The organism is Streptomyces sp. NPDC021224 (genome assembly GCF_044332905.1).
GTDB lineage: Bacteria > Actinomycetota > Actinomycetes > Streptomycetales > Streptomycetaceae > Actinacidiphila.
This window is the reverse complement of sequence record NZ_JBIRPW010000001.1, coordinates 824,637-836,903: the sequence shown is the minus strand read 5'-3', so window position 1 is coordinate 836,903 and position 12,267 is coordinate 824,637. Positions and strand designations below refer to the sequence as shown.

Annotated in this window: 11 protein-coding genes, 1 tRNA gene and 1 other RNA gene; 2 read left to right on the top strand and 11 right to left on the bottom strand. The window is 71.7% G+C overall.

Annotation, left to right across the window (positions count from 1 at the left end):
• Nucleotides 1-73: 73 nt before the first annotated feature.
• The 8 genes from ACH4PY_RS03720 to ffs form a co-directional block, all read right to left on the bottom strand.
• Nucleotides 74-1,303 carry a hypothetical protein gene (locus ACH4PY_RS03720; RefSeq protein WP_398175494.1) on the bottom strand — a complete coding sequence of 410 codons (1,230 nt, stop codon included), beginning with the start codon at nt 1,301-1,303 and terminating at the stop codon, nt 74-76.
• A complete protein-coding gene (locus tag ACH4PY_RS03715; RefSeq protein WP_398175492.1) occupies nt 1,300-2,076 on the bottom strand; it encodes a SigE family RNA polymerase sigma factor in 777 nt (258 codons plus the stop codon). The genes ACH4PY_RS03720 and ACH4PY_RS03715 overlap by 4 nt, the downstream gene beginning before the upstream one ends.
• A 341-nt stretch (nt 2,077-2,417) precedes the next feature.
• On the bottom strand, nt 2,418-3,731 hold the full coding sequence (locus tag ACH4PY_RS03710) for an aspartate kinase (RefSeq protein WP_398175490.1): 1,314 nt from the start codon (nt 3,729-3,731) through the stop codon (nt 2,418-2,420).
• A 225-nt stretch (nt 3,732-3,956) separates the two neighbouring features.
• Nucleotides 3,957-4,691, bottom strand: a complete 735-nt coding sequence (locus tag ACH4PY_RS03705; protein ID WP_398175488.1) for a DUF5063 domain-containing protein — start codon at nt 4,689-4,691, stop codon at nt 3,957-3,959.
• On the bottom strand, nt 4,684-5,283 hold the full coding sequence (gene recR, locus ACH4PY_RS03700) for a recombination mediator RecR (RefSeq protein WP_398175486.1): 600 nt from the start codon (nt 5,281-5,283) through the stop codon (nt 4,684-4,686). The genes ACH4PY_RS03705 and recR overlap by 8 nt, the downstream gene beginning before the upstream one ends.
• Before the next feature lie 94 nt (nt 5,284-5,377).
• Nucleotides 5,378-5,710: a YbaB/EbfC family nucleoid-associated protein gene (locus ACH4PY_RS03695; RefSeq protein WP_078861873.1), complete on the bottom strand. Its 333-nt coding sequence runs from the start codon at nt 5,708-5,710 to the stop codon at nt 5,378-5,380.
• Between the two features lie 398 nt (nt 5,711-6,108).
• Entirely contained in the window at nt 6,109-8,340 is a 2,232-nt protein-coding gene (locus ACH4PY_RS03690) for a DNA polymerase III subunit gamma and tau (protein WP_398175484.1), read from the bottom strand.
• Between the two features lie 42 nt (nt 8,341-8,382).
• Nucleotides 8,383-8,479, bottom strand: an RNA gene (ffs, locus tag ACH4PY_RS03685) — signal recognition particle sRNA small type.
• A 72-nt stretch (nt 8,480-8,551) separates the two neighbouring features.
• On the opposite strand from ffs, the gene ACH4PY_RS03680 reads away from it, so the two are divergent.
• Both ACH4PY_RS03680 and ACH4PY_RS03675 read left to right on the top strand, forming a co-directional pair.
• Nucleotides 8,552-8,639 (top strand) — tRNA-Ser (locus ACH4PY_RS03680).
• Between the two features lie 179 nt (nt 8,640-8,818).
• Nucleotides 8,819-9,607 (top strand): HNH endonuclease, encoded by a 789-nt coding sequence (locus ACH4PY_RS03675; RefSeq protein WP_398175482.1) that lies wholly within the window; start codon nt 8,819-8,821, stop codon nt 9,605-9,607.
• A gap of 88 nt (nt 9,608-9,695) precedes the next feature.
• On the opposite strand, the gene ACH4PY_RS03670 is transcribed toward ACH4PY_RS03675, so the two are convergent.
• The 3 genes from ACH4PY_RS03670 to ACH4PY_RS03660 form a co-directional block, all read right to left on the bottom strand.
• Nucleotides 9,696-10,931 carry a tyrosine-type recombinase/integrase gene (locus ACH4PY_RS03670; protein ID WP_398175480.1) on the bottom strand — a complete coding sequence of 412 codons (1,236 nt, stop codon included), beginning with the start codon at nt 10,929-10,931 and terminating at the stop codon, nt 9,696-9,698.
• Between the two features lie 10 nt (nt 10,932-10,941).
• Nucleotides 10,942-11,247 (bottom strand): helix-turn-helix domain-containing protein, encoded by a 306-nt coding sequence (locus ACH4PY_RS03665; protein WP_398175478.1) that lies wholly within the window; start codon nt 11,245-11,247, stop codon nt 10,942-10,944.
• A 209-nt stretch (nt 11,248-11,456) separates the two neighbouring features.
• Nucleotides 11,457-11,975: a helix-turn-helix domain-containing protein gene (locus ACH4PY_RS03660; protein WP_398175476.1), complete on the bottom strand. Its 519-nt coding sequence runs from the start codon at nt 11,973-11,975 to the stop codon at nt 11,457-11,459.
• Nucleotides 11,976-12,267 lie beyond the last annotated feature (292 nt).

The following is a 12,267-nucleotide window of genomic DNA, read 5'->3' as shown; positions in this document are numbered from 1 at the left end:
GGGACCCGGTCGGGAGCCGGTCGGGACTGGGGCCCGTGCCCGGCTCCTGGTCAGGGCGGCGCGCCCCGGCCGGTCAGGGACTCGCGGGCGGGCTGTCCGCGATCGGGGCGGTGGTGTAGACGGTGCCGGCGCAGGCGTCCTGGAGGGTCGGGCCGACGATGAGCGGCGCACCGGCCGCGGGGGTGTGGGTCAGTGCGATGGTGGCGGGCGCCGCCGTCCCGGTCGGGGTGCCCGCGGACTGGCCGCTGCCCGCCGGGCCGTCCGACTTCACCGCGGCGGCGGAGCCTGCGCCGTCCTTGCCGTCGGCCGCCGCGGGGCCGCCGGTGTCCGTCGGGGTGGGCGTCGCGGTGGGGCTGGCCGTCGGCGAGCCGGTCGGCGGGCAGCCACCCGGGCCGGTGTCGGCGGGCACCCAGGCGAAGGCCACCTCGTAGGTCTGGCCCGGGGCGAGGACGAGCGGCTGCCCGTCGTCGGCGGGCGGGGGCAGCTCGGTGGCGGCGTCGCCCGCGGTGTGGTTGACGACCGTGATCTGCGCGGGGTCGGCGGCGCCCTGGGCGATGGCCCCCACGGTGGCCGGGCCGGGCGGCACGGTGCAGGTGGAGGTGGAGACGTTCGCGACGCGGAACCAGCCGTGGATGTGCCCGTCGGAGTCGGGGACGGCGCTGCTGCTGCCCCTGCCGAGCTGGGCGCTGGAGCAGGCCGGGGCCGCGGGCGTCGGCAGGCCGCCGGGGCTGGTGACCGGTCCGGCGGAGTTGCCGTCGCCGCCGGAGGCCGAGGTCTGGCGGCCGGAGTCGCCGTCGCCCGGCCCGGTGCGGTCCGCCCCGGCGTCGCCGCTGGTGCCCCAGGCGTCGGCGCGGCCGTTGTCGTCCGGCTGGGAGGCGCGGGGGCTCCCGGGTCCGGCGGGAGCAGCGGACGGTCCGCCGGTGGCGCCGGCGGCGTGGACGAGCGCGGGCACCGCCGCGCCGACCAGCAGCAGGGCCGCGACGCTGCCGGCCATCGCCTGCCGCCGGTGCTGCCGCCGCGCGGGCACGGCGTGGCGCAGGTGCTCCAGCGCGTCGGGCGCGGGCCGCAGGTCGCGCACGGCCTGGTGGAAGAGGACGCGCAGCGCCTCCTCCTCACCGGCGGCCCGGCGATCGGCCTCGCGGAAGGCGCCGGTCCCGGACCCGGCGTCGGCCGCCGCGTCCGAGGCGGGGGCGGGGGCGGACGGGGAAGCCGGGGCGCGGTCCGGGTCGTCGGGGGTGCGGTGGTGCCGGTGGTCCATGGCTTCGGGGGTGTCGTCGTCGTGTGCGTCGGGGACCGCGGTCATGTCGTGCTCTCCATCGCGACCCGCAGGGCGGCGATGCCGCGTGAGCCGTACGCCTTCACCGAGCCGAGCGATATCCCGAGCGTCTCGGCGACCTGGGCCTCGGTCATGTCGGCGAAGTAGCGCAGCACCAGCACCTCGCGCTGCCGCCGCTGCAGGGAGCGCATCGCGGCCTTGAGCTGGTCGCGCTCCAGCAGCTCGTACGCGCCCTCCTCCGCGGAGGCCATGTCGGGCATGGGCTTGGAGAGCAGCTTCAGCCCGAGGATGCGGCGGCGCAGGGCCGAGCGCGAGAGGTTGACCACCGTCTGGCGGAGGTAGGCGAGGGTCTTGTCGGGGTCGCGGACCCGGCTGCGCGCGGAGTGCACCCGTATGAAGGCCTCCTGCACGACGTCCTCGCAGGACGCGGTGTCGTCCAGCAGCAGGGCGGCCAGCCCCAGCAGGGCGCGGTAGTGGGCGCGGTAGGTCTCGGTGAGGTGGTCGACCGTGGTGCCGGCGGCCATCGCGGCGTCAGTGCCCTCGCGTCCGTCTGTTCGTCCCGCGGCGGCGTCGTCCGCGAGTCCCGCGCCCGGCCCCCCGCCGGTCGACACCGGGCCGGGCGCGGCGGGTGTCACTCCCGCCACCGGCCAGGGCGCGATCACCGGGAGCCCTCCGTACGGCGCCCGCTTCGTTCCGGCGGGGCGTGCCGCTCGGGCCGGGTCGGCCGGGCGCGCCGGACGGACGACGGGTGCGACCGCCGCTCGTCCCAGTGCCGTATCGATAGCCAGTGCCTCCGCCACGCCAGTTGGACACGCATCCCCCTGTCAGGGTTGTACGCGCAAGGCATCCCGCCCGACGGAGCGTCATATATCCCCATGCGCACCAGCTCTTCCCTCAGCGCCAGATTTGCACCGACGGCCCCCGTTCACATTCGGTGTGTGCAGCACCCCGGACAGCACCCGGTGGCGCGCTGACACAAAGACGCTCCCCCGCGGCCTGCGGTTGCGGCCACGGGGGAGGAAATTCTCCAGGGTTGTACGGGCGGATTCAAGTGGTCCAGACCACCATCCGACCGGATTCAGCCAGATCCGATCCGATTCGTCACATTTTCATCCATCGGATCGGCGGCGGGCGGCAGCGGTCAGCGGCCGGTGCCGCCGTAGACCACGGCCTCGTCGCTGTCGCTGTCCAGCCCGAAGGCGGTGTGCACCGCCTGCACCGCCGCGTTCACGTCGTCGGCCCGGGTGACCACCGAGATGCGGATCTCCGAGGTCGAGATCAGCTCGATGTTGACCCCCGCGTTGGACAGCGCCTCGAAGAAGGTCGCCGTCACCCCCGGGTTGGTCTTCATCCCGGCCCCGACCAGCGAGATCTTGCCGATCTGGTCGTCGTAGCGCAGCGAGTCGAACGCGATCACGGTCTGCGCCCGCGACAGCGCCTCCATCGCCTTGTGGCCCTCGGCCTTCGGCAGGGTGAAGGAGATGTCGGTCAGCGCGGTCGTGGCGGCCGACACGTTCTGCACGATCATGTCGATGTTGATCTCGGCGTCCGCGATGGCCCGGAAGATCGTCGCCGCCTCGCCCGGCTTGTCCGGCACGCCGACGACCGTGATCTTCGCCTCCGAGGTGTCGTGCGAGACACCGGAGATGATCGCCTGCTCCACTGGGCTGCCTCCTTGCGATACGTGGTGCGGCACCGGCCGCGGTTCCAGGCCCGCGGGCCGTTCGTTGCTGACCCAGGTGCCCGGGAGCCCCGAGAAGGACGAGCGCACGTGGATCGGGATGTTGTAGCGCCGCGCGTACTCCACACAGCGGTGCAGCAGCACCTTCGAACCGGAGCTCGCCAGCTCCAGCATGTCCTCGAAGGCGATCCAGTCCATCTTGCGGGCCTTCTTCACCACCCGCGGGTCGGCGGTGAAGACGCCGTCGACATCGGTGTAGATCTCGCACACCTCGGCGTCCAGCGCCGCGGCCAGCGCGACCGCCGTGGTGTCCGAGCCGCCCCGCCCGAGCGTGGTGATGTCCTTCTTGTCCTGCGACACACCCTGGAAGCCGGCGACGATCGCGATGTTGCCCTCGTCGAGCGCGGTACGGATCCGGCCCGGCGTGACGTCGATGATCCGCGCCTTGTTGTGCACCGAGTCGGTGATCACACCCGCCTGGCTGCCGGTGAAGGACTGCGCTTCGTGGCCGAGGTTTTTGATCGCCATCGCCAGCAGCGCCATGGAGATGCGCTCTCCCGCGGTCAGCAGCATGTCGAACTCGCGGCCCGCCGGAATCGGCGACACCTGCTCCGCGAGATCGATCAGCTCGTCCGTCGTGTCGCCCATCGCCGAGACCACCACGACGACCTGATGGCCGTTCTTCTTGGTGTCCACGATCCGGCGTGCGACCCGCTTGATGCCTTCGGCATCGGCGACAGAGGAGCCGCCGTACTTCTGCACGACAAGGCCCACGTGCGCTCCTCGCTCAGGGATGTGAATGCGGTCGGCCCAGTTTAACGAGCAGGCACGATTCGCCCGGAACGTATCGCATGGTGAGATGTGACGCCCAGAGGATGATCACTCGATCACGCCGGCCCGTCACCGGCCACCCGTGCCCCTCGGCGCTCCCCCAGCATTGCCCCCAGCGCTCCCCCAGCGCTCCCCCTCAGCGCTCAACCGTCCAGCGGCCGCGGGCCCTCACCGCGCCGGTCGCAGCCCCATCGTCCCCAGCTCGGCCTCCATGACGCGGCCGGCCTCCTCCGCCAGCTCCTCCTCGTCGTCCGCCTCGCCGCCCGTGTCCAGTCCGTCCAGCTCGTCCAGCGGGCTGTCCAGCCGTACGTGCGCCACCAGCGACTGCAGCGCCCGCAGGCTCGCGCTCGCCGTCGAACCCCAGTTGGACAGGTACGAGAACTGCCACCACCACAGCGCCTCCGACACCCGCCCGGCCCGGAAGTGCGTGAGGCCGTGCGTGAGATCGGCCACCACGTCGGCCATGTCGTCCGAGATCCGGCAGGCCACCGGCGTGGACCGGGGCACGTACGGGTCGAAGACCTCGGAGTAGACGTCGATCGGCTCCAGCAGCGTCGCGAGCCGCTGCCGCAGGTCGTCCTCGTCGGGCTCGGGCCCGGCGTCGGGCTCGTAGCGCTCGTCCGGCACGAAGTCCTCGTGCGCCCCGAGCCGCCCGCCCGCCAGCAGCAGCTGCGAGACCTCCAGCAGCAGGTACGGCACCGCGCTGTCCGGGTCGTCGCCCTTGGCGACCTCGCGGACCGAGAGGATGAAGCTCTCGACCTGGTCCGCGATCTGGACGGCGTACTCGTCCGGCTCCTGCTCGCGCGGCAGCTCCACCACGGGGTCGGCGCCGCCCGGGGCGCCGCCCGCCGCCACCGCGCCGGTGGGACTCTCCTTGCTCCTGTTCACCACGGTCTCAGACATCGAGCAACCGCCTCCCTTCGAAGGCCCGCCCCAGCGTGACCTCGTCCGCGTACTCCAAGTCGCCGCCCACCGGCAGGCCGCTGGCCAGGCGCGTCACACGCAAACCCATCGGTTTGACCGTCCGGGCTAGGTACGTCGCTGTCGCCTCGCCCTCCAGATTGGGGTCGGTCGCCAGGATCAGCTCGGTGACCGAGTCGTCGGCGAGCCGGCGCAGCAGCTCCGCGATCCGCAGATCGTCCGGCCCGACCCCGTCGATGGGGCTGATCGCCCCGCCCAGCACGTGGTACCTCCCGCGGAACTCGCGGGTCCGCTCGATCGCGACCACGTCCTTGGGCTCCTCGACGACGCAGATCACCGACGGGTCGCGGCGCGGGTCCCGGCACACCCGGCACAGCTCGTCCTGCGCGACGTTCCCGCACACCTGGCAGAAGCGCACCTTCGCCTTGACCTCCGCCAGCGCGTGCGCCAGCCGCCGCACGTCGGCGGGATCGGCCTGCAGGATGTGGAAGGCGATCCGCTGCGCGCTCTTGGGACCCACGCCGGGCAGCCTGCCCAGTTCGTCGATCAGGTCCTGGACCACGCCTTCGTACACGCCGGGTCGCCTTTCGGGGAGGAGGGGGGTGGGGGCTTCGGCCGCCTGCCGTCCGGTCGCCGGACCGGGGCGGGCGGGGCCGACGGCCCGATGATCAGAAGAGTCCGGGCAGTCCGCCGCCGAGACCCTGTGCGAGCGGGCCCAGCTTGCGCTGCTGCACTTCCTGTGCCGCCTCCGTCGCGTTGTGCACGGCGGCGACCACGAGGTCCGCCAGCGTCTCGGTGTCCTCCGGATCGACGGCCTTGGGGTCGATCACCAGCGCGCGCAGTTCGCCCGCGCCGGACACGGTCGCCGTGACCAGCCCGCCGCCCGCCGTGCCCTCGACCTCGGTCCTGGCCAGCTCCTGCTGGGCCGCGGCCAGGTCCTGCTGCATCTTCTGCGCCTGCTGGAGCAGCGCCTGCATGTTCGGCTGACCACCGGGAATCATGGTTCGCTCCTGCCTCGCATCGTCCGCCGGACGGGCTTCGTCCTTCGGTCCGGGGTCGCCCCCGGCTGTCGTACCGTTTCTTCGTACCGCTTGTTCGTACCGCTTGTTCGTACCGCTTCTTCGTACCGGGTTCTCGTCCCGGATCGGTCCGGCACCGGATATTTCATACCGGTCCCGGTCCGTCTTTCGATCGTCTCGCACCCTGCCGTCCGTGACACGCCGAGCCTACGTGCTCGCCCCCTGCCGCGCCCTACGCCGTACGGAGGATCGCGCCGCCCGCGGACTCCGACGGGAGTAGCGGGTGCGGTGACCCTGCGGCGTATCCGCAGGGCCGTCTGCCCGCTGCGGGGCAGGTCAGTCCCGGTCTGCGGGGACGAGCGCCGGGGCCGCGCGGGCCGTCAGTCGTGCCGGATCTCCTCGATCACGGTCGCCCCGAGCTCGCGGATGAACAGATCGTGACCGCTGAGTGCCGAATCGACGAGGTCGGGGTCGTCGTCCTCGGGGATGTCGTCCTCGATCGGGGGCGGCACCTCGTCCGTCATGAGCCGCGGCCGCTGCCCGCCGGACGCCTGACCGGGCGGTACGTCCCCGGGCCCGGACGGGGCGGGACGGGGCGCGGGCGGTGCGGCCACCGCCGTCCCCCGACCGGCCACGGCGACGCCGCCCGGACCGCCGGGCGCGGTCTGCCCGCCGGGCGCGGTGGCCGCCGGGGCGGTACGGGCGGGGGCCTGGGCCGAGCCGTACGCGTCGGGGCTCGCGGGCGGGGGCGGTGCCTGGGGGGCCTGCGGGGGCGCGGACGGGCGGGGGGCGCCGGGAGCACCGCCGCCGCCGAAGCCGCCGGGGGCGCTGCCGCCACCGCCGCCGAAGCCGCCCGCGGGGCCGGGACCGGGGCCGGAGCCGCCGCCCGAGGGGTCGACGATGGCCTCGATCCGCCACTGCACACCCAGGGCGTCGCTGATGGCCTGCTTGAGGACGTCCTCGCTGCCGTTGTTGGCGAAGCTGTTGCGGGCCCCGGGGTTGTCGAAGCCGATCTGCAGCGTCTCGCCGTCGAAACCGGAGACCTGGGCGTTGTTGAAGAGCAGCATCCACGTGAGGCGGCGCCTGCTCTTGACGGCCTCCAGGATCTGCGGCCACATCTGCCGTACCCGCGAGGGATCCCCGACCCCCGCGGAGCCGCCGCCCTGCGGAGCGGCCCCCGCGGACGCGGCAGCGGCGGCCGGCGCGGCCGCGGGCGCCGCGGCGGTGGGCCAGGCCCCACGCCGGGCGGGAGCGTCGGCGGGGGGCACGGGCGCGGGCGCGGAGGCCGGCGGGGCGGCGGGCGGCGGGGCGACCGGCGGCGGGGCCGCGGGCACGGGAGGGACGGCGGGCGCGGGCTGCGCGACGGGCGCGGGAGGGGCCGCAGGGGCAGGCGGGGCGACCGGCGGAGGCGCTGCGGCAGCCGGATAGCCACCACCACCGGCCCCGCCGGTGAAGGCGCCGCCCCGCTCCAGCCGCTCCAGGCGTGCCTGGACGGACCGCTCGTCGCCGTAGGCGGCGGGCAGCAGCACGCGCGCGCAGATGAGTTCCAGCTGCAACCGCGGCGAGGTCGCCCCGCGCATCTCCGTCAGCCCGGCGTTGACCAGGTCGGCGGCGCGGCTCAGCTCGGCGGCGCCGAAGACCGAGGCCTGCGCCTGCATACGCTCCAGGACGTCCCGCGGGGCGTCGATGAGCCCCTTCTCGGCGGCGTCCGGCACAGCGGCGAGGATGACCAGGTCGCGCAGCCGCTCCAGCAGGTCGGCGACGAAGCGCCGCGGGTCGTGCCCGCCCTCGATGACCCGGTCGACGACCTGGAAGACCGCGGCCCCGTCCCCGGCGGCGAAGCCGTCGACGACATCGTCGAGCAGCGCCCCGTCGGTGTACCCGAGCAGCGCGGTGGCCATGGCATACGTCACACCGTCCGCCCCGGCCCCGGCGAGCAGCTGGTCCATGACCGACATCGAGTCGCGTACGGACCCGGCCCCGGCCCGTACGACCAGCGGGAAGACTCCGTCCTCGACGGGGATGTCCTCCTGCCGGCAGACCTCGGCGAGGTGGTCCCGCAGCGTCCCGGGCGGCACGAGCCGGAAGGGGTAGTGGTGCGTCCGCGACCGGATCGTCCCGATGACCTTCTCGGGCTCGGTGGTGGCGAAGATGAACTTCAGATGCTCCGGAGGCTCCTCGACGACCTTGAGCAGCGCGTTGAAGCCGGCCGAGGTGACCATATGGGCTTCGTCGATGATGTAGATCTTGTACCGGCTGCCCGCGGGCCCGAAGAACGCCTTTTCCCGCAGGTCACGGGCATCGTCGACACCACCGTGCGAGGCGGCGTCGATCTCGATGACGTCGATCGACCCCGGCCCGTTCCTGGCCAGGTCCCGGCACGACCGGCACTCCCCGCAGGGCGTGGGCGTCGGCCCCTGCTCACAGTTCAGACACCGCGCGAGGATCCGCGCACTGGTCGTCTTCCCGCACCCGCGCGGCCCGCTGAACAGGTACGCATGATTGACCCGGTTGTTCCGCAGGGCCTGCTGCAACGGGTCGGTGACATGCTCCTGCCCGATGACCTCGGCGTAGGTCTCGGGGCGATAGCGGCGATACAGGGCGAGCGACACACCACGAGCCTAGCCGCGCCCACCGACAACCGTCCCCACCCACACAAAGACCCCCCACGCACCCGCCAGAGCCCACCTACCCTTGCTGCCTTCCGGCCCTGGGGGAGTTCAGCGAGATAGCGCCACGTGAGGGGCTACGCCCACCCTACCCGATCCCCCCACCCCCGAACGAGTTCGCTCCCACCCCCCTCCGTCTTGTACTGTTCCCCACGGAGGATTCGCCTAGAGGCCTAGGGCGCACGCTTGGAAAGCGTGTTGGGGGCAACCCCTCACGAGTTCGAATCTCGTATCCTCCGCCAGTGCCTCACCGGGCACGACGTCGAAGGGCCCCACCGCTCGCGGTGGGGCCCTTCGACGTCGAGGGTTGCAGTTTGGGTTGCAGTTGCCCGCGCTCAGGCAGTTTCGACGAGCCCCTTCGCGCAGGGGGACCGGTCCGGTTCTCCTGCGTCGACCCGGGCGCTCTGGCAAGGTGCCACGCATGGGGGTCTCCGAGAAAACGCGCAAGATCGTGTGGGCTGAAGCCGGTGGGAGATGTGCAATCTGCCGCGGCGAAGTGATCACCCCAGGAACAGACTGCGACGATCCGTCCGTTTTCGGTGAGGAAGCACACATCGTGGCCCGTTCCCAGGGCGGTCCACGGGCGGCGAACCTAGACGACGACTCCAGGAACAGCCATACGAATCTGCTGCTGTTGTGCAGCAAGCACCACAAGCAGATCGATGACCAGCCGAACCACTTCACGGTCGAGCGACTCAGAGAGATCAAGGAGCAGCACGCTGCTTGGGTCCGTCGCTCGTTGGACGAAGAGGCTGCAGGCGGCCCGAGACTCATCCCCGATCCAGCCTTCCCACAGCCTCGGGTGCTGGCACTGATCACTCGTGGCAACCCCCTGTGGAACATGATCAAGACGAGCGTGACGTTCGAGTACGCCATGCCCGACGGCCTCCCTGACGATGACGAGTCGCTGATCGTTGAGTTCTTGGACCTCCTCCGGGACTACCTGGACATCGCCCCGGAGCTCCACAGCGTGCGGGAGAACCGGGACGCGGAGAAAACGCTGGAGCACAACATCCGCGACCTCGCGGAGAAGGACTTTCTCGTGGGCGCACATGTGCGCCACATGCTCTACGTCGATGGCCGAGGCGACCCCATGGCATGGCCCATGCTGCGGGTCGAGATTCAGCCTGCATCGCAGGCCGTCGTCGCGGATCAGGACGGTCGGCCCTTCACCTCCGGGCAGGGCGAATCGCAGAGCGCCGAAGACTAGGACATCCGTGGCGCACGCCGTCAGTTCGAAAGGGTCGACCCGAAGCCAGATGCGTACGGGCCGACCCATCGCCGAACTGGGGCCCGCGTCAGTCGCCGGGCGGCTTCTCAGCCAAGGGCCACAGCAGGCCACCGACCTTACTGGCCGTATCAGTGAGCACGCGGTTGGTCAGGTGCTGGTAGCGGCGGCGCATGCGGGCGGACTGGCCGGGTTCCCAGCCCATGATCGCGTCGACGACGGTGTCGGGGACGCCAAGGATGAGCAGGATGGTGCCCGCGGTGTGACGGGCGTCGTGCAGGCGGCCGTCGCGGAGTCCGGCTGCCTCCAGCAGCTCCTTCCACCTGTGGTGGTCGGTGTTGGGGTTGAGGGGCTCCCCGGTCGGTGAGGTGAAGACGTATCCCTTCTCGACCCACAGGTCGCGGGCGATGGTGCGTTCCCGGTCCTGTTTCTCGCGGTGCTGGACGAGGAGCTTCATCAGCTCGTCGGGGACACCGATGGGGCGCCGTCCGGCGCGGGACTTGGTCTCCTTCGTCTCTCGGCGGACGTTGACCTTCTGCGGGCAGTAGCCGGGCTTGCGGCCGCACGTGTCGCCGCAGCCGTGCTGGTAGCGGGGCCGGAGCCGGCCGCGGTGGACGACGAGCACTCCGAGGTCGAAGTCGACGTCCGTCCACTTGAGGCCGAGCACCTCGCCTTGCCGGAGGCCGAGCGCCAGGGCGATGACCCACCGCGCGGCGTTCCGCTGGCGGCCGGCCACCTCCAGGAGGCGCTGCACCTCCTCAACCGTGTACGGCACCACCTCTTCCTCTACCAGCCGGGGCGCCTTGGCGATGGTGGCTGGGTTCTCGGTGAGGTGGCGGCGGCGCCTGGCTTCGTTGAGGGCGGCACGGACGGTGCGGTGGGCCTGGTGGGCGGTACCCGCTGAACTCCCGTTGTCCTGCATCTTCTTGTAGAAGCGCTCCAGGTGCTCGGGCTCCAGCTTGGTCAGGCGGTGTGCGCCGAGTCCGGGTATGAGGTGGTGGTAGACGGCGACGCGGTAGCCGTCGAGGGTGTTCTCGGAGACGTGCAGGGCCGCGATGTTCTCGACCCAGTGGGTCAGCCAGGACTCGACCGTCCAGGTCTGGCCGGCATTGCGGACGCGGCCCGCGTCGCGCTCCTTCTCCAGTTCGCGGACCGCCTTGGTGGTCTCGGCGCGCGTTTTCCGCTTGACGTGGCGGCGGTCGGGTTTGCCGTTGTCCTTGACGCCGACGGTGACGTAGCCGTGCCACCTCCCGTCATTGCCGAGGTAGATCGAGGAGGCGCCGTTGGGCTGCCGGGACTTTGCCATGCCCGCCCCCTCAGGCCGCGAGAGCGACGGTCGAGCGGGTGAGCTGGGCACGGGCGACGACGTAGTCGTTGAGCGCCTCGGCCGGGACACGGCGCGAGCGGCCGATCTTCACGGAGGGGATCTCGCCGGAGGCGATGAGCGCGAACAGGGTGGTCCGGCCGACACTCAGGCGTCGGGCGGCTTCCTCCGGGGTGAGCGCGACGAGGGTGGGGTCGTGCGCGGCTGACGTGCTGGCGTGGAGGGCGCGCAGCAGGTCCTGCTGGGTGACGCCGATGGCGTCCGCCAGCAAGGCGATGGGCAGGGGTATTTCAGGCATGGGGTTCCTCTCGGCGGCGCGGGGCAACGCGCTGCCGTGCTGACTGGCGGGATGGGCGGTGAACGAAGCGATCCCGCGTACCGGTCCTCGGCGTTGGTAGCGCCGAGGACCGATGCGGGTGTGCGGCGAGGCCGGGCCGATGGGGAAGCGGCCAATGGTCTGCGCGGGGAGGACGGCTGAGCGGGGCCGTGGCAGCGGGAGGAGACCTCCTACTGGCCGTCGGACGGCCCCTTGCCCAACGGGTCCCAGGGGGAGTTCGGGGCGGGGTACCACTCGGGTCCGGTGTCCTCGCCGACGTCGACTCCCTGGGCCGCGAGGCGCTGCGCGATCTCGTCGTACTCGCGCTCGGCCTCTTCGAGCCGGGCTCTGGCACCTTGCTCGATGTCGTGAGCGGTCTTCAACTCCTGCTCGGCCTGCTGGACCCGGTAGCCGGCCTCCTGCAACTCGTAGTCCGGCTCGTCGGGGCCGGCGACGGCCTCGGTCATGAAGTGGGGAGCGGAGACGTTGAGCGCCTTGGCCAGGCCGACGACCTCGTCGAAACGCAGCAGGCGGGTGCCGTTCTCGATCTTGGCGATCTGAGTCTGGTGGAACTTGAACCCGAGCCGGGTCATGCGCTCGGCCAGGTCTTCCTGCGACAGGCGAGCAGCCTTCCGCAGCACCTTCATGTTGTGCGCGATCAGGGCCTCGCCCTCAAGCGGCGTGTAGCGGTGCGCGTTCGGACTGGACATGTCGGCCTCCCTTCGGCCCGGTCTCGACGCGCCGGGGTAGACCAAAACTGTATCGCATCAAGAATCCATGCCGCAAACGGTTGAGATGTTCGTTATGCGATCGTGACAATGCCCTGAGCGGCCAACATGCTGGAATCGCATGCTCTGAAAATGCCAGAAGCGCTTGACTGGTGGTGCGCGGCGGTGATATGAATGTTCTAATCCCGCATTGGGATCCCAACCTGAGGGAGGTTGAGCGTCGAGACTGACGCCGCGCAGCACAAAGCCCCCGGCGCTACCAACACCGGGGGCT

Bases quoted from the DNA above. Each gene is read 5' to 3' on its own strand.
- ACH4PY_RS03720 (WP_398175494.1), bottom strand. From the start codon at position 1,303: ATGACCGCGGTCCCCGACGCACACGACGACGACACCCCCGAAGCCATG.
- ACH4PY_RS03705 (WP_398175488.1), bottom strand. From the start codon at position 4,691: ATGTCTGAGACCGTGGTGAACAGGAGCAAGGAGAGTCCCACCGGCGCG.
- ACH4PY_RS03695 (WP_078861873.1), bottom strand. From the start codon at position 5,710: ATGATTCCCGGTGGTCAGCCGAACATGCAGGCGCTGCTCCAGCAGGCG.
- ACH4PY_RS03675 (WP_398175482.1), top strand. From the start codon at position 8,819: ATGGGGGTCTCCGAGAAAACGCGCAAGATCGTGTGGGCTGAAGCCGGT.
- ACH4PY_RS03670 (WP_398175480.1), bottom strand. From the start codon at position 10,931: ATGGCAAAGTCCCGGCAGCCCAACGGCGCCTCCTCGATCTACCTCGGC.
- ACH4PY_RS03665 (WP_398175478.1), bottom strand. From the start codon at position 11,247: ATGCCTGAAATACCCCTGCCCATCGCCTTGCTGGCGGACGCCATCGGC.
- ACH4PY_RS03660 (WP_398175476.1), bottom strand. From the start codon at position 11,975: ATGTCCAGTCCGAACGCGCACCGCTACACGCCGCTTGAGGGCGAGGCC.